Source organism: Bacteroides sp. 11BF (assembly GCF_019633765.1).
GTDB classification, from domain to species: domain Bacteria; phylum Bacteroidota; class Bacteroidia; order Bacteroidales; family Bacteroidaceae; genus Bacteroides; species Bacteroides hominis.
On sequence record NZ_JAFKPJ010000009.1, the window covers coordinates 85,384 to 110,823 of the forward strand.

Annotated in this window: 20 protein-coding genes; 4 read left to right on the forward strand and 16 right to left on the reverse strand. The window is 43.1% G+C overall.

The genetic code is table 11. The annotated features are described in order from the left end of the window. Window positions 1-10 precede the first annotated feature (10 nt). The 16 genes from JZY04_RS11280 to JZY04_RS11355 form a co-directional block, all read right to left on the reverse strand. Window positions 11-661, reverse strand: coding sequence for a DedA family protein (locus JZY04_RS11280; protein WP_122142851.1), 651 nt, complete (start codon window positions 659-661; stop codon window positions 11-13). 957 nt (window positions 662-1,618) lie between these two features. After that, a complete protein-coding gene (locus JZY04_RS11285) occupies window positions 1,619-1,972 on the reverse strand; it encodes a PqqD family protein (RefSeq protein ID WP_005809943.1) in 354 nt (117 codons plus the stop codon). 6 nt (window positions 1,973-1,978) lie between these two features. Next, a complete protein-coding gene (locus JZY04_RS11290) occupies window positions 1,979-3,367 on the reverse strand; it encodes an MFS transporter (protein WP_005775829.1) in 1,389 nt (462 codons plus the stop codon). 170 nt (window positions 3,368-3,537) lie between these two features. Further along, the gene (gene secG / locus JZY04_RS11295; RefSeq protein WP_005775827.1) at window positions 3,538-3,918 is read right to left on the reverse strand and encodes a preprotein translocase subunit SecG; all 381 of its coding nucleotides are present in this window, start codon (window positions 3,916-3,918) and stop codon (window positions 3,538-3,540) included. Between the two features lie 4 nt (window positions 3,919-3,922). Beyond that, window positions 3,923-4,687, reverse strand: coding sequence for a hypothetical protein (locus tag JZY04_RS11300; protein ID WP_005809945.1), 765 nt, complete (start codon window positions 4,685-4,687; stop codon window positions 3,923-3,925). A gap of 5 nt (window positions 4,688-4,692) precedes the next feature. Continuing rightward, window positions 4,693-5,214 (reverse strand): LptE family protein, encoded by a 522-nt coding sequence (lptE, locus tag JZY04_RS11305; protein WP_005775825.1) that lies wholly within the window; start codon window positions 5,212-5,214, stop codon window positions 4,693-4,695. Then, window positions 5,201-6,427, reverse strand: coding sequence for a sigma-54-dependent Fis family transcriptional regulator (locus JZY04_RS11310; RefSeq protein ID WP_005775824.1), 1,227 nt, complete (start codon window positions 6,425-6,427; stop codon window positions 5,201-5,203). Before JZY04_RS11310 ends, lptE begins: the two co-directional genes overlap by 14 nt. 24 nt (window positions 6,428-6,451) lie before the next feature. Then, window positions 6,452-7,549, reverse strand: coding sequence for a 4-hydroxythreonine-4-phosphate dehydrogenase PdxA (pdxA, locus tag JZY04_RS11315; protein ID WP_005775823.1), 1,098 nt, complete (start codon window positions 7,547-7,549; stop codon window positions 6,452-6,454). 4 nt (window positions 7,550-7,553) lie between these two features. Further along, complete coding sequence (locus JZY04_RS11320) at window positions 7,554-8,600, reverse strand: DUF4837 family protein (protein WP_005775822.1); 1,047 nt, start codon at window positions 8,598-8,600, stop codon at window positions 7,554-7,556. A 75-nt stretch (window positions 8,601-8,675) separates the two neighbouring features. Continuing rightward, complete coding sequence (rlmN, locus tag JZY04_RS11325) at window positions 8,676-9,710, reverse strand: 23S rRNA (adenine(2503)-C(2))-methyltransferase RlmN (protein WP_122142853.1); 1,035 nt, start codon at window positions 9,708-9,710, stop codon at window positions 8,676-8,678. A 177-nt stretch (window positions 9,711-9,887) separates the two neighbouring features. Then, window positions 9,888-12,026 (reverse strand): peptidylprolyl isomerase, encoded by a 2,139-nt coding sequence (locus JZY04_RS11330; RefSeq protein ID WP_005775820.1) that lies wholly within the window; start codon window positions 12,024-12,026, stop codon window positions 9,888-9,890. A gap of 120 nt (window positions 12,027-12,146) precedes the next feature. Next, window positions 12,147-13,403 carry a hemolysin family protein gene (locus JZY04_RS11335; RefSeq protein WP_005809954.1) on the reverse strand — a complete coding sequence of 419 codons (1,257 nt, stop codon included), beginning with the start codon at window positions 13,401-13,403 and terminating at the stop codon, window positions 12,147-12,149. 2 nt (window positions 13,404-13,405) lie between these two features. Next, on the reverse strand, window positions 13,406-14,023 hold the full coding sequence (lptC, locus tag JZY04_RS11340; protein WP_005809955.1) for an LPS export ABC transporter periplasmic protein LptC: 618 nt from the start codon (window positions 14,021-14,023) through the stop codon (window positions 13,406-13,408). A 4-nt stretch (window positions 14,024-14,027) separates the two neighbouring features. Then, a complete protein-coding gene (locus JZY04_RS11345; protein WP_005775816.1) occupies window positions 14,028-15,353 on the reverse strand; it encodes a hypothetical protein in 1,326 nt (441 codons plus the stop codon). Window positions 15,354-15,398: 45 nt separating this feature from the next. Beyond that, the gene (locus JZY04_RS11350) at window positions 15,399-16,673 is read right to left on the reverse strand and encodes a hypothetical protein (protein ID WP_005818680.1); all 1,275 of its coding nucleotides are present in this window, start codon (window positions 16,671-16,673) and stop codon (window positions 15,399-15,401) included. Next, window positions 16,660-17,391 (reverse strand): type III pantothenate kinase, encoded by a 732-nt coding sequence (locus JZY04_RS11355; protein WP_005775814.1) that lies wholly within the window; start codon window positions 17,389-17,391, stop codon window positions 16,660-16,662. The genes JZY04_RS11350 and JZY04_RS11355 overlap by 14 nt, the downstream gene beginning before the upstream one ends. A gap of 545 nt (window positions 17,392-17,936) precedes the next feature. On the opposite strand from JZY04_RS11355, the gene JZY04_RS11360 reads away from it, so the two are divergent. The 4 genes from JZY04_RS11360 (at window position 17,937) to JZY04_RS11375 (ending at window position 25,392) form a co-directional block, all read left to right on the forward strand. Further along, window positions 17,937-19,163 carry a DUF4105 domain-containing protein gene (locus tag JZY04_RS11360; protein WP_122142854.1) on the forward strand — a complete coding sequence of 409 codons (1,227 nt, stop codon included), beginning with the start codon at window positions 17,937-17,939 and terminating at the stop codon, window positions 19,161-19,163. Further along, a complete protein-coding gene (locus JZY04_RS11365; protein ID WP_122142855.1) occupies window positions 19,160-20,734 on the forward strand; it encodes an alkaline phosphatase family protein in 1,575 nt (524 codons plus the stop codon). The genes JZY04_RS11360 and JZY04_RS11365 overlap by 4 nt, the downstream gene beginning before the upstream one ends. 107 nt (window positions 20,735-20,841) lie before the next feature. Continuing rightward, window positions 20,842-24,171 carry a preprotein translocase subunit SecA gene (secA, locus tag JZY04_RS11370; protein ID WP_005775809.1) on the forward strand — a complete coding sequence of 1,110 codons (3,330 nt, stop codon included), beginning with the start codon at window positions 20,842-20,844 and terminating at the stop codon, window positions 24,169-24,171. Between the two features lie 120 nt (window positions 24,172-24,291). Further along, window positions 24,292-25,392, forward strand: coding sequence for a DUF6340 family protein (locus JZY04_RS11375; protein WP_005818678.1), 1,101 nt, complete (start codon window positions 24,292-24,294; stop codon window positions 25,390-25,392). The last annotated feature ends 48 nt before the right edge of the window (window positions 25,393-25,440 follow it).

A 25,440-nucleotide genomic window follows, 5' to 3' on the forward strand; every position in this document is an offset into this window, starting at 1 on the left:
GTATTTAAAATTATTTCGTTTGTTTACGAGTTTTCAGACGGGCACGTATAACCTCGATCACAGCAGGTAATACTGATACTACTATGATAGCGACAATCAGCAGTTTAAGGTTTTTCTGTACGAAAGGAAGGTCTCCAAAAAAATATCCCGCGTAGCAGAAAATGGCAACCCACAACACTCCGCCCGTCAGATTGTACAGCATGAAATAGTAATAGTGCATTTTACCCATTCCCGCCACAAATGGGGCAAATGTACGGACAATGGGCACAAAGCGTGCAAGGATAATAGTCTTACCGCCATACTTTTTATAAAACTCATGTGTTTTCTCAAGGTGGCTCTGCTTGAATATCCTGGAATCGGGATTACGGAACAACTTCCGCCCAAAGAAATACCCTATCATATAATTGCAAGAATCCCCCAAAACAGCAGCAGCAAATAAAATTAAGACCAGCACATTCACCTCGACAAGCATATCGGGTAGTGCAGCAATGGCACCCGCCACGAACAGCAGGGAGTCACCCGGCAAGAACGGTGTAACCACCAGACCGGTTTCGCAGAAAATAATTAAGAATAAGATGACATACGCCCAGGTATGGTATTCTTGTACGATGTCAATCATATATTGATCGACATGAAGAATGAAATCCAATAAAAAATCCATTTTGTATCATTTATCAGTGCTTAAATAAGAAGAAAGATACAAAGAGATAAAGATCCCTTTGAAAAGAGAAAAAAAGCACTAAATAAGAATGCGCCTCAGTGTATAGACATAATATCTATAGGAGAAGTTGAAAGGCCTTATACTGAATGAAAAGGAGATCGTTTTTTCTTCAGGAAGTAAAACCTTCAGAGATTTCACCATTCTGGCAATGATCAAGGCTGTATTGTCCCTCAATATCTTGGAAGGGGAGATACAACGGAACGAAAAGTTATTTCCTATACAGACTCTGTCCGTCCTGTCATTGTAGGATCCACACCATATTCCTGTTTCATGGCGATCCAGATCTAACTCAAACAAACCGTGCTGGTTTCCGGAAACATGCCGGATATCTATGGTATGCGACACCTTGTATTCCTTTATATCATCGGAGGCTGACACCACCTTTAATATGAGGAACAATCCTAATAACATATAGAAGATATACTTCGCCATAGCGACTGCAAAGATAGAAAGTATTTTTAAGTGTGGGAACCTTGCCGGATTTTTATTTTCATCTTTCCGGATTGAATTTCCGGGCGGCTTCTGTTATTTGTCACGTTTTATGGATTGGGCGAAACATTTCGGATATTATAGAGACTTTTCAAAAGGCATGATACCGATATCAGACGACGAGACATCTTCTACATGACAAGGATAGTCTGCGTTAAAAGTTATGAAGTGTCTGTTTAAACATCATCATCTGTCCGTTCGCAATCACTAACGTAAGATTATGCTCCGGCAAGTTTTACGAGGATGTCCTTCTGATATCCTCATACCGCTCGGAACAATATCTCGGTATCCATACCGACAACCTTCTTCGGAAATATTGGCGGCTATTGTTATGGAAATGGGGCATGTGCACTTCATTTTTGGCACACCCCCTTTTTTATTTTCTTAAATTGTGCTTTTCAAACACCGTCAGTTCGTAACTGCTAATTTCACAAATCCGTCCTTCTGCAACTGGGTGATATAAGCAGTAATACGCGATTCGTAATTTTCTTCGTGATCAAAATGCTCTGCAAGTTCTTCAATAATCTGGCGTACAGTCCGCTTCCCGTCAATTAACTCCCATACGGCAGTACCATGTTCTTCCAGCCGGACATGAATATCCGGAGACATTCCTTTGGGCAATAAAAAACGCCGCATCCATTCATATTTAAACCGGGGGAAAGCAATGGTAACGGTACCATCGCTTCCCTTTTCGGCTGTAATATTCTCACTACGGAAAGGAATTACATCCAAAAGATTTATTTTCTCTTTCGCGTCTGCCATATTCTGTTATTTCTTAATATTCGCTTCCTGCAATCCGTATCCCTTCTTCTTATCTTCAGCTTTCAGCATCAAAGCCACAATCAGTGCCAAAACACCAAAACAAGCAAAGATAGACATAGGCAAAGTATAATCATAGGTCTGTGCACCATCTACAACGGGACCTTTGCAATAAGTATTCAGTACCCATCCGATCAACAAAGGAACACCCATCAATCCCCAGTTCTGTACCCAGAAAATCAGGGCATAGGCTGTACCCAGTTGTTTCTCCGGAATAATTTTCGGAACAGAAGGCCACATGGCAGAAGGCACCAGTGAGAAGGCAATACCCAGAATTATCATAATTACAGTGGCAAACCACCATACATTAAGGATAGGAAGCGCAAACAAAGTATGTACGCCAATCAACATAACGGCACCGATAATCATTAATGTAGCTCCCTTACCGATACGGTCATAAAGAGTACCAAACAACGGAGTCAGGAAGATGGTCCCTATCGGTAGTAATCCTGGGATATTTCCGGCCAATTTAGGATCTACGTTATACTTCTGCACCATCAAATCAGTTGCATATTTAATAAAGGGGAAGACAGCGGAATAGAACAATACACACAATAAAGCAATCAACCAGAATCCCTTATTAGTAACAATAAGCATAACATCCTTCATACGGAACGGTTCCTCCGGTTCTTCTCCCTGAGCATCTAAAGAAGCATCAAGTTTCTTATCATAAAAGGTATAGATAAAGAAGGCGATAGTACCGATGCACAGCATAATCAGACACAACAAAATAGGCATCGGAATATTGGTATGGAAACTGCCACTTTCATCCGTATAGCCAAAATAATCGGCAATAGGAACAGTAAGTACCATTGCCAAAGTAGTACCGATACGTGCGGTTGCCATCTCAAGTCCCATGGCTAAAGCCATCTCTTTGCCCTTAAACCATTTTACAATAATCTTGGAAACCGTGATACCTGCAATCTCTACACCTACACCAAAGATAGCATATCCTAAAGCAGCCAGAAAGACCTGAGTTTTGAAGCCCATAATCAAAGCGCCTTCGGGGAAAGTTGTAGAAATAGCATAATATTTCAGTCCACAACCCAGCACCATCAGTATACAGGCTCCCATTCCGGTGAAACGAACTCCCATCTTATCGAGAATGATACCACCAAAAATCAACATCAGCAGGAATACATTAAACCACCCGTAAGCGCTGGTAAAGAATCCATAATCCAAACTATCCCAAAGGAGCTCTTTTTCGAGCATGGGTTTCAAAGGAGACATTACGTCGGTAAGGAAATAGCCGCAAAGCATAGTAAAAGCGACCAGAGCGAGCACACTCCAACGAAGTGTTTTGGAGTCACTCAGTTTGTTTCTCAATTGTTCTGTCATTGTAATATTTAAACTCAGAAGTTAGTAAAAGTGTTATAGCGAACAAAGGTAACTAAATCCGCCTTGTATGCCTAACAAAAAGATACATTTTACGGCTAAAAACAAGTGAAGCTGCAAGTTTCGGTTTGAAATTGCAGCTTCACTTATCGTTTCTTAAAAAGAATCTGTTGTTAGTTTGCCGGGGTTGCCGGAGTTTCTGTTGCAGGTGCTTCAGCCGGAGCAGCAGCATCCGTCTTCGGTGCAGTAGTACCTACAGGCAGGTTATACGGGTTGGTCTGTTCTTCCTGCTGAGCCTGTTCCATGATGACATCTTGCGTTTTAGAAGAAGAAGTCGGAACAACATAAGCAGTAGCAATGCTCATCACAACCATAAATGCAGCTAAGCCCCAAGTTGCCTTTTCCAGAAAGTCTGTAGTTTTGCGTACACCCATAATCTGGTTAGATGACGAGAACCCAGAAGCAAGACCACCGCCTTTTGAGTTCTGAATCAACACAATGAAGCACATCAGTATGGCTGCAATAACCATTAAGATAACTAATAATAAGTACATTTTGTTATTTTGATTTAGCGTTAATAATCAATTTCTCTAAAAATCTGATTTGGTCTGCAAAGTAAGCATTTTTTTTTGGATATTTCAAACTTAATTTTTTAATAATTTCAAGTGCCTTGGAATATCGGTGCTGTTTGACATATATTTTGGCTAATGTTTCGGTAAAACAGCTATCATCTTCATCTTCTTCATGATGCGCCTCCCCCTCTTCTTCCACGGGAAGCGTTTCATTGTTAGCTGCGGGCTGCAGACGAATGGATGTTTCTCCCTCACTTCTCTCGATAAAGCCATCGATCAATTCATGCCCACGAAGTTTCGGAATCTCCGACTGTTCCGGAGCGGAATCTTCTTCATCTTCCTGTAACAGATAAGTAGTATAATCCGTTGAATAGTCCAGACTTGTCTGCCCGGAAACCTCTTCAGGCACAGTGGCCAAAAAAGCATCGATCAGGGAGAGTGTACGATCCAGACCGGGCTCTTCCTCCAACACTTCTGCTTCGGAAGGCATATTCTTTTTACGGGGCTTCAAAATATACCTCTCACCTTCAATCAGATAAAACAGCTTCCGGCGATCTGCCACATATAATATAGCTTTACGAAGCTCCGCACCGAAAGAGATATCGTGTAACAGATAAAGATTTTTAAGATAGAGTAAACGCAGCGACTGGAAATAAGGATAGCGTGTGACAAGTGTCCGCAACTCGTACAAAGTATCTTTATTCAGCGTTTCAGGATGCTGAATCCATTGTTGTAAATTAGCAGAAATCATCCCAATTACCAATTTGCTACCGTTGCATTAAATATTTGATCTGTAATCTCTTTGGTCATCTCCGCAATCAGTCCGTCCTGAACAGCTGTCAGTAACTCTCTTGAGTCGTAGACACGGAAAGCCGAGAATTGCTGTTCGAAGTCCTGCTCATGGTTCGTATTATTCACAAAACGAACATTTACCGTAATCGTCAGCTTCGTTTCAGAAGAGTATCCATCGGCCGAAACAGCTTGGTTATACTGGTTGTATCCGGTGATTTCTCCATCAATCTGAAGGTCGGCATTATTATTCACCAGCTTCAGGCGAGTCTGGCGAAGGAAGATATCTTTCAGATCTTCATTGAATTTAGTACCTAACGGTGCATAAACATAGTCCGACTTTATAGGAAAGTCGGCTATAGAAATAGTCTTTACCTTATCGTAATTGATATTACCACCATTAAATTTATAAGAAACAGTACACGAGATGCCCACTACCAGCGTGACAACCAGTAGTGAGATTCGCATTATCTTTTTATTCCAATCCATATTCTTTTATTTTTCGGTAAAGGGTACGCTCAGAGATATTGAGGTCCTTTGCCGCACTTTTTCGTTTGCCATGATGTTTCTCAAGGGCTTTACGTATCATTTCTTTCTCTACCTCGTCCAGCGAAAGAGACTCTTCAACATACTCTTCGGTATCCTGTATGTCATCGTCATCGGGACAATTAGGCTTGACCGGATGGATCAGGGCAGGTACAGAAGGCGGAGGCGTCACAACAGGAGCCGGGGCATAAAACGTACCAACATTGGAAGCTACAGCTCCGCGTTCGGACATGATTTCGTGCACAAGCTTTTTCAGTTCGGTCACATCCTGCCGCATATCAAAGAGAACCTGATATAAAATTTCACGTTCACTTTCAAAACTCTTCCCGGCCTTTACACCGAACAAAGCCGGCAGTCGTTGTGTATTCTGGGCAGGCAGATAGGTCCGCAAAATAGAAGCATTGATTTCACGATTTGTCTCAATGATGGAGATCTGTTCCGTGATATTCTTCAATTGGCGCACATTACCCGGCCATGAATATGACAACAAAACCTGTTTGGCATCTTCGGTCAGTTGTATCGCAGGCATACGATATTTCTCCGCAAAATCACTTGCAAACTTGCGGAACAGCAACAGCACGTCTTCTCCACGTTCCCGCAAAGGAGGAATCTGGATGGGTACCGTATTGAGACGGTAATACAAATCCTCACGAAAACGCCCTTCAGCAATGGCTTGTGTCAGATTGACATTGGTAGCAGCCACAATACGGACATCTGTTTTCTGCACTTTGGAAGAACCTACTTTTATAAACTCTCCACTTTCAAGCACACGAAGCAAACGCGCCTGAGTAGGCAAAGGCAACTCCCCGACTTCATCCAGAAAGATAGTCCCTCCGTCGGCCTCGCCAAAATATCCTTTCCGCTCACCAATAGCACCTGTAAAAGCCCCTTTTTCATGCCCAAATAGTTCCGAATCAATGGTCCCCTCAGGAATAGCACCACAGTTCACGGCAATATACTGGCCATGTTTACGACGGCTATACTGATGAATAATCTGAGGAAAGCTTTCCTTGCCGACACCACTCTCTCCGGTTATTAGCACGGACAAATCGGTAGGCGCTACCTGTATGGCAACATCTATCGCACGCGTCAAGGCTTCAGTGTTACCAATAATACCGAACCTTAGTTTTACTTGTTGTATTTCCGCTTTTGTCATATTCGCACTAAACTCCCTTCCTGATTAAATATCGTCATCTACTGTATCGAGCTTCAGTTTATCACTGTCGTCTCTTTTTTCGTAATATTGTTTACGCAACGGATTGGCATGTGCTGCCTTTTCACGCTGGCGGTTACGGAATACATCAATCGCTACATAAATGGCTTGCCGGAATGAATCTTCACAAGCAACCCCTTTTCCTGCAATATCATAGGCTGTACCGTGCGCTGGAGAAGTGCGTATCACAGGCAGACCTGCCGTATAATTCACACCTTCATCCATGGCCAATGCCTTGAAAGGTGCCAGTCCCTGATCATGATACATAGCGAGCACTCCGTCAAAATGGGTAAAATTACCCGATCCCATAAAGCCGTCAGCCGGATAAGGACCATAACATAAGATTCCTTTAGCGGCCATCTCCTGGATAGCCGGAGAAATGATCTCCTGTTCTTCCGTACCGAGCAACCCGTCATCTCCGGCATGTGGATTCAGTGCCAACACTGCAATGCGAGGTGCGCCGATTCCAAAATCCTGTTTCAACGAACGGTTGAAAATGACAAGTTTCTCCTGAATCAGCTCTTTGGTTATCGAAGAAGCTATCTCCCGAACCGGAATATGACCGGTCACCAAAGCCACACGGAAATCCTCCTTCATCAGGATCATCAGAGATTTCGAACCGTCTCCCAAACGCTCTTCAATATATTCAGTATGTCCGGGGAAAGCGAATCCTTCGGACTGAATTGTATGCTTATTAATAGGAGCTGTCACAATGACATCAATCAACCCTTCCCTGAACTCCTCTATCGCTTTTTCAAGTGCCCCTAAAGCTGCTTTACCGGCCTCCGGATCGGGTTTTGAAAATTCGACTTTCACTTCGTCATCCGTACAATTGACTACACTCAACCGATTGTGTGCAGCTTCTGCAGCAGTATTGACAATACTGAAGTTAGTAGGCAGATCGAGTGATTTACGGTGATATGCAGCCACCTTCGGCGAACCGTAAATGACCGGTGTACAAAGTTCCAACATGACGGGGTCGGCAAAAGTCTTCAAGATTACTTCGTATCCTACCCCGTTTATGTCTCCCTGAGTGATACCAATTTTTATTTTGTTATCTTCCATTTTGTTATTTGTTAGTTTTCTCCTCCTGCTCTATGCCCATCGGAATCTGCTCCTGCTTCTTCTCAGTAGGAAGTTGCAAAGTATACAGAGATGCTTCCAACATGCGCATCAGGTTACGTTTCAATTTATCTGGTGAGTAAATAAATACCTCTACAGTGACAATACGATGGTTAGCCTTGTCCAGACGAGTGTGCGAAACAAACGGACCACCCATGAAGTCACCCTTCATACGCCAAAGCCCACGTGCTTCCATTGTATAGTCGCCATGAATATCGATTGGACGAACCTCGACTGTAGTCGAGTCTGTCGACATATACATACCTTCTTTAGCTCCCGGAATATTAGCTTTCATCACAGAATCGCGTTTATGGATGAAAAACTCTTTCGTAAACGTATCCTTATCGGTATACGGATAAGAGTAGATCACAAAATTCTGATCAGCGGAAGCTGTATTCGTACCTGCCCAGAAGAAATCCTCTCCAGTCTTTGAACTGCCCAACTCAGCCGGAAGCCAGATGTCGCTATCGAACATACTGTTAACCTTCTTCGAAATGAAATCATTGTGGTTTTTCTCTAACAAGGAAATCTGGCGATTCATCTCGGCACGGGTAAAGAAGTCGATAATTGCTTGCTTGTTTTCATTCACAAACTTTTCAAATGTAGCTTCGTCCGGAGCCTGAATAGTCAGAATCATCTGAGGAGATGCATATACATCCTTGGCATACTTAAATTTAGGCTGACTATAGATGTCCTGTATATCTACGATAATAATATTACGTACCAGCTTCAGGATAGCATCGAAATTGTTCGCAGAAGTAGACATGATTCTGAACGAACGTTCCGATTGCGGAAGTCCAGGTACATCTGTATCAAGCACATTGTACAAAGCTCTACCGGCAGGACGCTCCCACACAGGATTATCAACGACCACCAGGATTTCGTAAGCACGTCCGCTGGAAGTTGGAGTAAACACACTTTTCTTGCCGCCTTTACAAGAAAACAATACTACTGCTACAAGAGCCATACTGAGGTAAAACAGGTACTTTTTCATATGCATCAATTTTAATGTTTTCACAAAACTACGAAATCACCGTATACATATAGTCTACGAAGCTGATAATTTATATTAATTCTTGTCACTCTCTTCCTGCTTGGCAGTCGATAACATACCACAGGCAGCAAAAATATCTTCTCCCCTTGAAGCGCGAATCGTAGTAAACAATCCGTGCGACGTCAGATAATCACGAAATGCCATCATAGTCTCCATATCGGCACCTTCAAGATCCACTCCGGGAATGGCATGAAAGCGAATCAGATTCATCCGGCAATCAAGCCCACGAAGTAACTTTACCAGCTCTTTGGCATAAATCAACGAATCATTGACGCCTTTAAAAACAATGTATTCAAACGAAAGTCTGCGTTGTTTACTAAAATCATAGTTTTTTAACAGATCGACCATCTCTTTTATCGAGAAGGCTCTTTCGGCAGGCATCAACTCTGAACGCTGTGAAGGAAAGGGAGAATGCAGGCTGATGGCCAGATGGCACTCGCTTTCTTCAATAAAACGCTGTAGTCCCTTCCGTAACCCCACCGACGACAAAGTTATACGTTTTGGACTCCAACCGTATCCATACGAAGCTGTCAGGATATGCAATGCTTTTAAAACTTCATCCAAGTTGTCAAGCGGTTCACCCATCCCCATCATAACGACATTGGTCAACTTGTCCCGCTCCGGCAATGCCGCGATCTGATTTAAAATCTGATTGGCAGCCAGACTTGCTGTAAATCCTTGCTTGCCCGTCATGCAAAATTTGCAGTTCATTTTACACCCCACCTGGGAAGACACACACAGTGTCGCCCGGTCTTCATCAGGAATATATACCGCTTCAACAAAATGGTTCTCTCCCACGCGATAAAGATACTTCACCGTACCATCTATGGAGTACATAGCATCCACGGGTGCGACTACTCCCAAATCGTACTCGCCTTTCAGCAATTCTCTATGCTTCAACGACAAATTAGTCATTTCGTCAATAGAAGTCACTTTTTTATCGTACAACCAGGAAGCTATCTGTTTGGCCGCAAAAGCCGGCATCCCCAAGTCTTTGGTAACAGATTGCAATTCGGTAAGAGTCATTCCTAAAAGCGGATATTTGGGCATATTTACTACAAATATTTATTTATTCATGCAAATGTAAGGAATAAAAGTTGATTTTTGAAAAGAGAAAGGACAAAAGTTAATAAGAAGAAGGAAAGAGAGAACAAAAAGAAAAGGCCATTCCACAAGGAATGACCTTTTATCTATAAAACTATTTTTAATAAAAAACGAATCTTGTTTTTAGAAGAACAGGTAACGCTTGTCTTTTACATCACCTTTCAGATAAAGATCGTTCATGAAACGGGCAGCCAGACGGGCATGCATATTTTCCAGAGTAACCTCCTCTGCCTTGGCATCGAATGTTTCATTCAACTTATCTTTGGCATATACCTGCAATACAAATACACCGCCATTACCTTTGATAGGAGCGCTCAGTTTATTAATATCGGCTACCGATGCATAAGCACCTACCAGCGGTTCGCTACTACGCAAAGCAGCTACATAGGCAGGAGCCGCAAATGTTACGTGTTTCACTGAATCGCTCACTGCATTGGCCATTGATTTATACTGATCGAAAGAAGTTGCATTGGCAGCCTTCATGTCAGCCATAATTTTTTCAGCCTTCTTATCACGAATGATTTCTGCTCTTAACTGATCCTGAACCTGAGCCAAAGGACGATAACCTTCTTCGATCACGTTAACCAAGCCGACAACCAACATACGATCGCTCTCACCACATTCATACAAACCGGAAACTTCACCGGGTTTTGCAGCAAATGTCCATTTCAGAGCTTCTTTGGTTCCTCTGATACCACCGATTCCGTGTTCCGAGCTATACAAATCATTTCTTTCAAGCAATTTATAACCTGCTTCTTCAGCATTAGCCGCCATCTTTTCTACCGTCGGATTGGCTGCGATAAACTGACTGAAGTCATTATATGCCTTATTATAAGTTTCTTTGCTGAAGTCAACTGCGCGTTTGATTACGGCAACTTTATATTTATCTTTCACAGCTTTCTTGTCAGTAACCTGCAAAATGATGTTACCCTGTCCCAATGCTACATTAGAGAGTTCGTTCACTCCCAGGTTGTTGATCGTGGTGATAAACTTCAGGTTGTCACCATCAATCTGTGCATTTTCGTAGTTAGCAGAAGAAATCCAGTTGGATTCACCTGTCTGTCCATACTTTTTAGCCAAAGCGGTGAAGTCGGCCCCACCTTTAATTGCTGTATAAATACTATCAGCCAAAACTTTTGTTTTAGCAGCATCTTCAGCATAAACCTGAATCTGACGGAACTGTACAGAATCGGCAGCAGCCACTTTAGACAAAACCTTGAAAGAGTTAATGGTATTATCACCGGCATTATAATAAGGACCATATACCTGTCCCACTGAAGCTGAATCCATCCGTGCAACTACATCTGACGGAAAAGCTCTTTTAGTATAATACAAATCAACGTAAGGATATTCAGATCCTGTCGAACGGATGAAAGTAGTATAATCACCATTAGCAGTAGCCAACTGATTTGTATAATCAGTCACTTCCTGCTGAATAGCGGCTTTATCTTCCGCACTGGCAGTCACCTGTACGTCGATATATTTGATATTGCGTGTTTCAACATATTGTTTGAACTGTTCTTTCTTCTTATTATAGAGATCTTTCAGCTCTGACTCTTTCACTGTAATGGTAGAATCAACAATTGAAGAATAAGGCACAGCAGCCAACAGTACATCCGATTGGTTCACTCTTGCATCGAAAGCATCTTGTGCTTCAACCGGGTTAGAGAAAAGAGCCTTTGTCACCAATGCCTGATATTTTTCAGCCAGACGGCTCTGAATCAGAGTTTTTTCAACGAATGACCAAAGTTTATGCATGCCTTCATAGTATTCTACATATTGAGACGGCATCTTAGTTTTGTCCATTTTAGAATAGTCAGACAAAAATTTCTTCAACATATCTTTATCGAAAGCACCCGTTTGCGGATTGCGGAACGGAGTCTGTTGCAGCAACGGATTCACACCTTCGTTGATGATAGACTGAATTTCAGCCTTTGAAACTGTAATCCCCAGCTTTTTCGCTTCTTTTTCAATCAGTTTATTGTTCACGTAGCTACGCCATACTTCGTCTTTCACCTGATTGGTTTGTTCATCGTTCAATGAACTCATTCCGCTGGAGAACTTGATGACTTCAGTATATTCTTCTACCATATTCTGGTAGTCCTGAGCAGAAAGAGTTTCTCCGTTGACTTCGCCTACATCATGCGACTGGTGTGGCTGGAGAACTTTCCAGGCATCGCCCGCAATGAAAGCAAACAAAGCCAAACCAATAACGATCACCAACAGGGGTCCTTTGGATCTAATGTTTTGTAATGTTGCCATTTTGATTAATACGATTTATTTGTTATTATTATTTTCTTCATCTTTGGTTTTAGCGCACGAAGATACAAAAAATGCTAATATGCATCTATTTATTAGCTAAAAAATTACAGTTATCGATCATTATTCCATCACTTTCAGCCGAACAAGTTCGATTTTCGTTGCTGTAACCTTAATTATTTTAAACTGATATTTACCCACGGATACCAATTCGTGCAATTTTGGGAAACTCTGATACTGATTCAAGATTAATCCTCCCACTGTCAGATAGTCATCGGACTCCGGGAGGTCCAAATCGAAAGTTTCATTTACTTTCTCTATTTCAAGACGGGCCGAGAGCACATATTCATGCTCTCCGATTTGCTTGCAGATATAGGAAGTATTGTCATGTTCATCCTCTATGTCACCAAAAATTTCTTCAACAAGATCTTCCAGACTGACAATGCCCGAAGTTCCTCCGAACTCATCCACTACTACGGCAATAGTCTTCTTTTGCTGCATAAACAGTTTCATCAGCTTATGGGCAGCCATTGTTTCGGGCACAATAGGTACCTCTTTCACATGGTCGCGCCAGTCTTTCGGGTTACGGAACATTTCCGACGAATGAATGTACCCCACGACATTGTCTATGTTTCCGTCATAAACAATTATTTTTGATATTCCGGATTCTACAAACCGGTTTTTAAGTTCCTCAAGCGAGGTATCCAATGCAACGGCTACTACTTCCGTACGGGGAACAATGCAATCTCGTATTTTAACCGTCGAAAAATCAAGAGCATTCTGAAAGATTTTCACTTCTGTATCCAGGGTCTCTTCGCTTTCGGCATTATCTATACTCGACTGGACAAAATAATCGAGGTCTACTTTTCCAAAAGCTTTTGCCGAAGCCTCCTTATTCACTTTCATCCCGAACAAGCGAAGGAAAAGATAAGAAACTCCCGACGAGAATTTGGATATCGGATAAAGAATGATATAACAGATAAAAAGAGGAAGCGCACATACGTTCAGAACCAGATTCGGATTGATCTTAAAAAGCGTTTTTGGCAAGAACTCTCCTGTTACCAGGATAATCAATGTAGAAATAACGGTCTGTATCAATACCATCACAAAATGATTGGTAATCCACCCGGCCAGCAAATTATCACCGATAATCTGTGCCATCAATATACCATAGATAACCAAAGCAATGTTATTCCCGACCAACATGGTAGAAATAAAATCATTCGGGTTCCGGAAGAAAAGCGAAAGAATACGAGACGACACTCCCCCTTTCCGATCCATTTCAAAACGAAGTTTGTCTACCGAAACAAAAGCAATCTCCATACCGGAAAAGAAGGCGGAGAATGCCATGGTTATCAACAGGTAAATAATGATACTCATAACTAATTTACAGAATCTGTTTTTGCCTTTTCGGCATCTTGGTCAACATAAAATATACCGGCAATATTGTGAACAACCGGCTTCAGAAATCGGTCATCCGACTCAAAACCATATCCGGTTATCACCTGATCGGGCTGCTCCATCTGGACAAATTTATCGGTATATACTTTCTTGGTGGCTTCATTCCAGTATAATAATTCGGTACTGACATGATCTCCTTTCAGACTTTTAATGTCTACATTCCCAATAAGCTTCCAAAGCCGGTCACGGTCGTAATAATAAGCCGTATCTGCCTTTATACTTGCATCTACATGAAACAAGGAGTCGAACTGCTCCAAATAAATTCCTTTCTCAAAGGCCCAATACGAGGGTTTCTTCTTGTCAAAAATCAGCCACTCTTCAGTATTGACCCGATAACGCGTAACTCCGGAATCGGATATAAGAGTCGTCACCCCTCGCGTGTCCATGACAGGCAGGGAATCCCGTTCGGTAATGGCATCGGCCATTGCCTTATTTCTTCCGCCACAGGAAGAAAATAAAAGAAGCATAACAATTGCCCCGAAGACAATTGTTATGCTCAAACTTTTATTTAATAAACTGTTACTTTGTTGTCGCAACATAAATTTATCTGATCGTTGTAGTCTCTCCAATCCAGCCACCGATAGTGATGCGGTCACCAGCTTTGTAACCCAACATGAACAAGTCTTTAGCCTGCGGAGTATAAGCGGAATATCTACCGATCATTTTGTTAGCCTCTTCTGCAACACTCGGATCTACAGATTTAGCTTTCTGCAACTTATCAATAACCACAAAATAAGTACACTTATTCAATGCTGATTCATCACTCCAGTTCGGACTCATTGCATACAGGTTAGCAATAAGGATATAAGGAGCACCGTAGTTTTCATTGAAACTGATTGCTTTCTGAGCATATGATCTTGCCTGAGATAACTTCTTAGCAGTAGTTAAAACACTGGCAGCAGCATAAGCTTTTTCCGCTTTCTTCGCATTATCCGTTTCCAGATTAATCGCTTCATCAAAGAACTTCACAGAAGTTTCAATATCCCCCTTCTTATAAGCTTGGTAGGCACATCCTGTAGCAGCTTCAGCTGAAGGCTCTATTTTATACACATAGAATGAAGCTTGTTGATAGGCTTCACTATCTGTACATTTCATCATCTTCATAATGTCGATAACTTTCTTTAAATAAGCCAAATCTGTCTGATTAGCTTCTACTTTGGGAGCATAGATCGCTTGCAGTGATTCACAATCGGCTGTACCGCTATTGATGAACAGAGCTACCAGATTGTCTTTGATACCAGTAAGCGCTTTCTTTGTACTCTCTTTATCAGCAGCAGCTATGGCAGCGTCCACATATTCGGATGCACTCAGGTAATCCTGAATAAACTGTTCTTTGTGGGCAGGATCTGTTTTCAATTTATCATGTGACATTTGCAGGAAGTAGAATATAGTAGCTCCCGAAGATTCACCTTTTACAGCATCTACCGACTTTTTCAGCCACTCATAAGCTTGGTTTACATCCATTTTAGGAGCAAAGGCAATATAATCAACAGCCTTGATTCCCAAAGCTTCGTCCTCTGATGATACTTTCACACCTTTTCCCAAAAATTCCTGAGTATACTTCATACGAAGATCATGGGTATTCATCAACTCGTCAAAATACTGTTTGTATTCAGCAGAATTTCTGTCTTTGATCTGTCCCAGCAACCCTTTCAGAATTTTATAACCGTCTGTGAAGGTATAGAAACGAAGAGTCGGACAGTTCTCCAAAACAGCTTTCCACGGAGTATAGGCATCTTTAAAGTTGCCTGCTTTCACCGCTTCGTGAGAAATACTACTGTTCGAATTACAATTAGCGTCGTCCTGTGCTACCACAGTTGTTGCTCCCGCCGAAAGAAACAACACAGCCACAAGCGTTTTAATTTTCATTGTATCTAAATTTTAGTTGTTATATAATACCGTCTATTCTTTCTATTATTTTACTTTACGTTTGAAGAACCAGCCTTCATTAAAGGTAATTCCAAGACTCAACCGCAATGTATTTTCATCTACCATACCAGCTCTCAGTCCGTGTACTTTAATGTATTGGGCTGAAACATTGATTAGCGAACGTGACCCCGGAAGCGGTAACCCCAAACCGGCTGTCACTCCATACTCACGAGAAGCTCTCTCTCCCCCTATCTTATAGTAGGGTTCCGAATAATATCCGCCAACACGATATTTAATATGTGCCAAATAACTGCGTGAAAAACGATTCGGCATATATTCGGCACCTACTGAAATTTTCATTGCATCGCAAAAGGCGTTAGGCTGATTCATATAGGTTACATCTCCCCATTTCTGCAAATTAAAATCTGCACCAATGATCAGACGTTTGTCATATTCGTAGGTGAGTCCCACTCCAAAACTGTTTGGTGTCCCATAGGTGGCCACCGTATCGATAGTGCTCACAGCAACTGTCTGGTTACTATTGGAATTGGTAAGTGTTGCCCTTTGCACATAAGCTTCATTATGCAAATCTTTTTTAGGTGAGAACACAACTCCTAAAGTAACAGCATGTTTTCTGCCAAACTGTTGTGTATACTGTGCCCCAAAATCCAATTTATAGTCGCGAACGGACAAATAATCAACATTTTGAAAAGCAAAAGCATTTTCATTATTCGGGAAAGCAATGCGTGCCGTACGTGTTATTTCGCCCCAAAAGTAAGACACATTCGCACCGACAGACAAATTTTTAAGCACTTTCACTCCAAAACCTACATAAAGCTGATGCAACCCACCGTCTCCGGAAAATGTAGTCACATTCTGCGCATCTTCCGACGCAACGTCTTTATCTGCTTTTGCCATGCTATAGCCGACACTCGAATAGGGCAACAAACCAATACTCATGGCTATCCATTTTTGCAAACGGAACTGCATGGCGATGTAGTCAAAACTTGAATTTTTCGCATTCAGCTTTGTACCTTCACTACTGAAGTTGGTATTTTGCATCGAAAACCCTCCGTCAAAAAGAAAAGTCAACGAATCAATCGCTGTGTAAGAAGCAGGATTTAACGGATTAATATGTGATCCATTGCGCAACCCATAAGCAATCCCTCCCATTGCTTTACTATTTGCAAATGCCTGATCAGCCAACTGACCATAGCCATATCGTGTATAAGGAGAGTTTGTATTATTTTGAGCGATTGCCACTCCGGGTAATAATATCGTGAGCAGAAGCGCACAAAGTGTCTGTTTATATCCTACCATTATTATAGTTTAATATTCTATTTAATCCTTTCAACACTAAAAATCTATCTGCAAAGATGACACTTTTTAATTTCGTATCAAAAGAAAAATCATCTCCGCCCGTTAAAAAAACCAAAAGTTCAGGATATTTATGCTTCATAGCCGTAATATACCCTGCAATTTCGTATTCTATCCCTTTTTTCACTCCGGAACGAATGGCTGTTTCAGTATCTTTTCCCATATCCGGCAGGCGTCCTTCCGCATTGATCAAAGGCAAACGCCCGGTGAACTGATGAAGCGCTTTGAGACGCATCCATAATCCGGGCGAAATATTTCCACCATGATATTGCCCCAAAGAGTCAATAAATTCATAAGTGATACATGTACCCGCATCAATCACCAGAATGTCTTTACCGGGAAACTGATCGTTGGCCGCTACAACAGCAGCCATCCGGTCATAGCCGAGAGTTTCAGGTGTTTCATACAGATTCGTTACCGGAAGCGGCGTATTGCAATTCAACCATAAAATGGGTACAGGGAGCTTACCCAACTGAGCCAACACACATTCGTTTAAGTCTATAACAGTGGCAACAATTGCTTTTCGAACATTATATTTGCTGCAAACTGCCTCTAAACAATCCAGAGATTGATTAGAATCGTAAACAACTTCTACCATAGAAGTTTGGTCGAAAAGCGCTACCTTGGCTACTGTATTTCCAATATCGATAATTAAGTTCACTTTCTCTCTGTTTGAGGGTGCAAAGATAAGGGATAAAATTTATTTGCATACTGAAATAAGAAATAAAAAAGTATTGGGAGGCAAAGAAAAGCCCCCAAAAGACGACTTGACGAGCTATCGGAGAAACACGTTTTAAAAACAGAAAACCCGCCTAAAAAAGCACACGAAAAGGAAGATAGAAAACCCAAAACCAAACATCCAGTTTTCACCACTGATTAACAAAGCCTTACGTATGTATAAAAACCCAGAAAAACCTACAATACAATACAGAACAATACAATACAGAACAATACAATACAGAACATAACAATAACAGAAGAAACAAGATACCGCCGCTGCCGATGCCATCCCCGGTAAACTTATCACAAAAAGATTTATAGCCCGGCGCTCCGGTCCCCGTAGCCCGGCGGTCGGATGTATGCAGCCCGGCGCTCCGCAATCTGTAGCCCGGCGCTCCGACACAAACAGCCCGGCGGTCGGGAAAAAGTGACAGATTTATTCACTTAATCGAGTATTTTATCCCACAAAAGCAGTATCTTTGCCACATGAACTCAAAGTTGCGACATTTGCTCCTGATATTTTTTTCTTTCTTCACCATCCTGACATGGGGAACAGAGAGTCCATCCTCGCCTGATTCTGTCCGAATCAGCCTGCTGACGTGCGCTCCGGGGGAAGAAATCTATTCGTTATTCGGACATACTGCCATCCGCTACGAAGAACCGGCACGGGGTATCGATAGGGTGTACAACTACGGCCTGTTCAGTTTCAACACTCCTAACTTTACGCTACGTTTTGCACTCGGCAATGCCGACTACCGGTTGGGAGTGGAAGATTACCGCCATTTTGCCGTCGAATATGAATACTTCGGACGCAGTGTATGGCAGCAGACGCTCAATCTGACAGCCGAAGAACAACAACAGTTAATCACCCTTCTGGAAGAAAATTACCGCCCGGAAAACCGGATATACCGCTATAATTTTTTCTACGATAATTGTGCTACCCGACCACGGGACAAAGTGGAAGAGAGCCTGCAAAAAAGTGGCAGCCAACTGCTCTTCAGCAATACATATACCGAAAATAACGAAACTAAATCTTATCGGGATATTGTTCACCAATACACGAAAGGACACCCCTGGGCACAATTCGGAATCGACTTCTGCATTGGCAGCCAAGCCGACCGCCCCATCAGCGAAAGACAAATGATGTTCTCACCATTCTATCTGATGGATGCTTTTGACAAAGCGCGCATCGTTAACGCATCCGAAAACAGACCATTAGTGACCGCCACAAAAAAAATTATCGACTGCGAACCGGATGTATCCACACCTGCAGAAAGTGATATCTGGGATACACTTACACCCATCCGCCTATCTCTTCTGTTTTTCATCGGCATCGGCATAGCTACGGTCTATGGCCTGCGAAAAAAGAAAAGTCTTTGGGGGCTGGATATAGCAGTATTCGCCGCAGCAGGTATCGCAGGATGCATTATTGCTTTCCTTGCTCTTTTCTCCGAGCATCCTACGGTGGGAGCCAATTATTTGTTATTTGTCTTTCACCCGGGACATCTGCTCTGTCTCCCTTTCTTCATAAACGATGAACGAAAGCAGCGCAAAAGCAGGTATCATCTGCTGAATTGCATGGTTTTAACACTTTTTATAGCGTTTTTCCCTGTAATACCACAAAATTTCGACTTAGCAGTATTACCTTTGGCACTCAGTTTGCTGATACGTTCTGCAAGCAACCTTATACTGACATACAAAAAAGCTAAATGAAAGGACTATTAACCTCCATACTGACCGTACTTACTTTTACCGGGCTGCAAGCCCAGCCACTTCCCACTACTCCGAAATTAGTGGTGGGACTTACAATCGACCAGTTACGTACGGACTATCTGGAAGCTTTTTCAACTTTGTATGGCGACAAAGGCTTCAGGCGGCTTTGGAAAGAAGGACGCGTATTCCGGAATGCCGAATATACTTTCTGTGGCACAGACCGCGCATCGGCCATCGCAGCCATTTATACAGGCACCACTCCTTCGGTCAACGGAATCATCGGTAAACGCTGGATGGATGTATCGATCCTGCGCACCGTGAGTTGTGTAGACGATCCTTCATTCATGGGTAATTACACGAATGAAAGTTCTTCTCCTTCACATCTCCTGACCTCAACAATTGCCGACGAACTCAAAATAGCTACCCGCAACGAGGGATTAGTATATGCCATCGCCCCCTTCCGTGACGCTGCCATTCTTGCAGCCGGACATGCCGGAAATGGCGCATTCTGGCTCAACAATACTACCGGAAAATGGTGCGGAACAACTTATTATAGTGAATTTCCATGGTGGGTGAGCCAATATAACGATCGGAATGCCGTAGACTTCCGCATTGCCGATATGACGTGGACTCCTGTCCACCCCATGCAAAATTACACATTCCTACCCGAATGGAGGGACGCAGCCTTTAAATATAAATTTGACGATGACCGCATCAATAAATACAAACGGCTGATTACAAGCCCCTTTATCAACGATGAAGTTAACTTGCTGACCGAGGAGCTTCTGGATAAGAGCACAATGGGAAAAGACAATACTCCCGACATGCTCTCACTCACCTATTACGCCGGCAATTATGCTCACAAGAGCGTACAGGAATGCGCTATGGAGATGCAGGACACCTACGTTCGCCTCGACCGCAGCATTGCTTCTTTGCTGGATATCATCGACAAGAAAGTAGGCTTACAGAACGTTGTCTTCTTTATCACTTCCACCGGATATACCGATACTGAATCGGCAGACCGGGGACTCTACCGGGTTCCGACCGGAGAGTTTCACTTGAACCGTTGTGCGGCCCTGTTGAACATGTATCTGATGGCTACTTACGGTCAGGGACAATACGTGGAAGCCTACTACGACCAGCAAATTTATCTCAACCATAAACTGATAGAAGAAAAACAACTGGATTTGGCAGATATTCAGGAAAAAGCCGCTGAATTCCTGATCCAGTTTAGTGGAGTAAATGAGGTTTATTCGGGTAGACGCCTGTTATTGGGGGCCTGGACACCGGACATCTCAATGATACGGAATGGTTTCCACCGTAAACGCTCGGGCGATCTGTTGATCGACGTATTGCCGGGCTGGACCATCGTCAATGAAAATACATCCGACCATAAAGTGGTCCGGAAAGCACATATTCCGTCTCCGCTTATTTTTCTGGGCAGTGGCGTAAAACCGGCCGTAATCAACACGCCCGTAACCGTCGACCACATAGCTCCTACCGTAGCTCACATCCTGAGAATACGGGCTCCGAACGCATGCACTGCAACTCCGATTACCGACATCCGGTGACACTTTCCACACAAAAAACAGTGTGCAAAGCGCAAATAAATCAGCATTTTAATGTAACTTTGCGCAGTTGATTCAATTTAGTAAATAATAAACATAAATAATAGATAATGGGATTTAATGAATTTTTAAGCTCGATTTTCGGAAACAAATCCACACGAGACATGAAAGAAATTCAACCCTGGGTAGACAAGATCAAAGCCGCTTACCCAGAGGTTGCTAAGCTTGACAATGACGGCCTCCGTGCAAAAACAGAGGAACTTAAAGAATACATCCGCAACTCGGCAAGCAAAGAACGTGCTAAAGCTGACGAACTCAGAGCAGGCATCGAAAGCGTGGAACTGGAAGACCGCGAAGAAGTATTCGCTCAGATCGACAAAATTGAAAAAGAAATATTAGAGATATACGAAAAAGCACTTGACGAAGTATTGCCGGTAGCTTTCTCCATCGTGAAAGAATCTGCCAAACGTTTCTCTGAAAACGAAGAAATAGTAGTTACAGCTACAGATTTCGACCGCACCCTGGCGGCTACCAAAGACTTCGTACGCATCGAAGGTGACAAAGCCATCTGGCAGAATCATTGGAATGCCGGTGGAAATGACACGGTATGGAACATGGTTCACTACGACGTACAGTTGTTTGGCGGTGTAGTACTGCACAAAGGGAAAATTGCCGAAATGGCGACCGGTGAAGGTAAGACTCTTGTAGCTACGCTTCCCGTATTCCTGAATGCCCTGACCGGAAACGGCGTACATGTAGTAACCGTGAACGACTATCTGGCTAAACGTGACTCCGAATGGATGGGACCGCTTTATATGTTCCACGGACTCAGCGTGGACTGCATCGACCGTCACCAACCCAACTCTGACGCACGCCGTCAGGCTTATTTGGCAGACATCACTTTCGGAACGAACAATGAATTCGGTTTCGACTATCTGCGTGATAATATGGCTATCAGCCCGAAAGACCTTGTACAGCGCCAGCACAACTATGCCATCGTCGACGAGGTGGACTCTGTATTGATTGACGATGCGCGTACTCCGTTGATTATTTCAGGCCCCGTGCCCAAAGGCGAAGACCAGCTCTTTGAGCAACTCCGCCCATTGGTAGAACGCCTTGTGGAGAAACAGAAAGAGTTAGCAACTAAATACTTATCGGAGGCTAAGAGACTTATCAACTCGAATGATAAGAAAGAAGTGGAAGAAGGATTTCTCGCTCTGTTCCGCAGCCACAAAGCACTGCCTAAGAATAAGGCATTGATCAAATTCCTCAGTGAACAGGGAATCAAAGCCGGTATGCTGAAAACGGAAGAGATCTACATGGAGCAAAACAACAAACGCATGCATGAAGCAACAGATCCATTGTACTTCGTGATTGACGAAAAGTTGAACAGCGTAGACCTGACAGATAAAGGTGTAGACCTGATCACCGGTAACTCGGAAGATCCGACTTTATTCGTATTGCCGGACATAGCCGCCCAACTTTCGGAATTGGAAAACGAACATGGATTGAGCGACGAACAAAAGCTTGAAAAGAAAGATGCCTTGCTGACCAATTATGCCATCAAGTCAGAACGTGTACATACCATCAACCAGTTGCTGAAGGCATACACCATGTTCGAAAAGGATGATGAGTATGTGGTAATCGACGGACAAGTGAAGATCGTTGACGAACAAACAGGACGTATCATGGAAGGCCGCCGTTACTCAGACGGACTGCATCAGGCCATCGAAGCGAAGGAAGGTGTGAAAGTAGAAGCTGCCACACAAACTTTTGCCACCATCACTCTGCAGAACTACTTCCGTATGTATCATAAACTCTCGGGTATGACCGGTACGGCCGAAACAGAAGCCGGTGAGTTGTGGGACATTTACAAACTGGATGTAGTCGTGATTCCGACCAATCGACCGATTGCCCGCAAAGACATGAATGACCGCGTTTACAAAACAAAACGCGAAAAGTATAAAGCCGTAATCGAAGAAATAGAACAACTGGTACAGGCAGGACGCCCGGTATTGGTGGGTACTACTTCGGTAGAAATCTCCGAGATGCTGAGCAAGATGCTGACCATGCGCAAGATCGAACACAACGTATTGAATGCGAAACTTCACCAGAGGGAGGCAGACATCGTTGCTAAAGCAGGTTTGAGCGGTACGGTAACCATTGCTACAAACATGGCCGGTCGTGGTACGGACATCAAGCTGAGTCCTGAAGTAAAAGCAGCAGGCGGTTTGGCAATCATCGGTACCGAACGTCACGAGTCACGTCGTGTAGACCGTCAGTTGCGCGGACGTGCAGGACGTCAGGGTGACCCGGGTTCATCTGTCTTCTTCGTTTCACTCGAGGACGACCTGATGCGCCTCTTCTCTTCCGACCGTATCGCCAGCGTGATGGATAAACTGGGATTCCAGGAAGGTGAAATGATCGAGCACAAGATGATCTCCAACTCCATCGAGCGTGCACAGAAAAAGGTAGAAGAAAACAACTTCGGTATCCGTAAACGTCTGTTGGAGTATGACGATGTAATGAATAAGCAACGTACGGTTGTTTATACCAAACGCCGCCATGCGCTGATGGGTGAACGTATCGGAATGGATATCGTTAATATGATTTGGGACCGTTGTGCCGCCGCTATCGAGAACAATGCAGACTACGAAGAATGTAAGCTGGACTTGCTCCAAACGCTCGCAATGGAGGTTCCTTTCACAGAAGAAGAGTTCCGCAACGAGAAAAAGGATAAACTGGCAGACAAAACATTCGATGTGGCAATGGCTAACTTCAAGCGCAAGACAGAACGTCTGGCACAGATAGCCAATCCGGTGATCAAGCAAGTGTACGAGAACCAAGGACATATGTACGAAAACATCCTGATTCCGATCACGGACGGAAAACGTATGTACAATATCTCTTGCAACCTGAAAGCTGCTTACGAAAGCGAATCGAAAGAAGTAGTGAAATCATTCGAAAAATCAATCTTGCTCCATGTCATCGACGAGTCTTGGAAAGAAAACTTACGTGAACTGGACGAACTGAAACATTCGGTACAGAACGCAAGTTACGAACAGAAAGATCCGCTATTGATCTATAAACTGGAATCGGTGACTTTGTTTGATAATATGGTAAACAAGATCAATAATCAGACTGTATCCATCCTGATGCGTGGTCAGATTCCTGTAGCCGAACCAACTGAAGAACAGCAAGAAGCGGCCAGACGCGTAGAAGTACGCCAGGCAGCTCCGGAACAACGTCAGGACATGAGCAAATATCGGGAACAAAAACAAGATCTGAGTGATCCGAATCAGCAAGCCGCTGCCCAGCAAGATACGCGCGAAGCCGTGAAACGTGAACCCATCCGTGCCGAAAAAACAGTAGGACGCAATGATCCCTGCCCATGTGGAAGCGGAAAAAAATATAAAAATTGTCACGGACGGAACAGTTAAGTATATAAAGAACCCGTAACTCCTTAATAAAAGCCTTGAACGGTTAAAAACTGTTCGAGGCTTTTCTATATTCAATCAAAATCGTATTTTTGTTCTTTCAGAAAAGTAAAAAAACAGGCTATGACAAAATATCCGTATATTCTGTTCGTATTGCTCCTTGTGTCTTTCAGTTCCTGCCAGACTGTTGAGCAACTTTCCATTGATTATATGCTCCCTGCGGAAATCAGTTTTCCTAACGAGTTGAAACGGGTGGCAATCGTAAATAATGTCAGTGCCACACCTGATAATACCTTACCTCCCAAAGAAAATAAAATAAAAGATAAAAATGAACTCAGCCGGGCAGTATCCTATCACGACGGCCAGCCCGTGCTCACTACCGAGGCACTGGCCAAAGCCATAGCTGAGCAGAATTATTTTAACGAAGTCGTTATTTGTGATTCGGCTCTGCGCGCACGGGACTTCAGACCTCGTGAATCAACTCTCAGCCAAGAAGAGGTCCGGACCTTGACACAGACTTTAGGTGTTGATTTCATCATTTCACTTGAAAACTTGCAAATGAAATCAACACGTGTTTTCAGCTATATTCCCGAATGGAACACCTATTATGGTACATTAGATACTAAAATCTATCCTACGGTAAAGATTTATCTTCCGGGACGGAAAAGCCCGATGGTAACGATCAACAGCAACGACAGCATTTTTTGGGAAGAGTACGGAAATACCGAAGCGTTTGTCCGCTCACGTCTCCCGGATGACAAACAAATGATTCGCGAATCCTCTGAGTTTGCCGGTAGCATCCCGGTAAGCAAGATACTGCCGTACTGGAAAACAGCCTATCGTTACTACTTCATCAGTGGCTCGGTAGCAATGCGCGATGCAGCCGTCTATGTGAAAGAAAATGAATGGGACAAAGCATCAAAACTTTGGGAACAAGCTTTCGAAGCAACTAAAAATGACAAAAAGAAAATGCGTGCAGCTTTCAATCTGGCCCTATACCACGAAATGAAAGATAGTGTGGAAGAAGCAGAAAAATGGGCTATCAAAGCACAGGAATTTGCACGTAAAATAGATAAAATCGATTCACTGAAGAGCAGTGATATAGACTTTAGCAGAATTCCCAACTACTACCTGACCAGCCTTTATGTGAACGAATTGAAGGAAAGGGCCGAGGGATTAGGCAAACTTAAAGGCCAAATGAGTAGATTTAATGATGATTTTTAAAGAAATCATGCAAGGGTTCTTATTTTTTTTATACCTTTGAGCTAAATA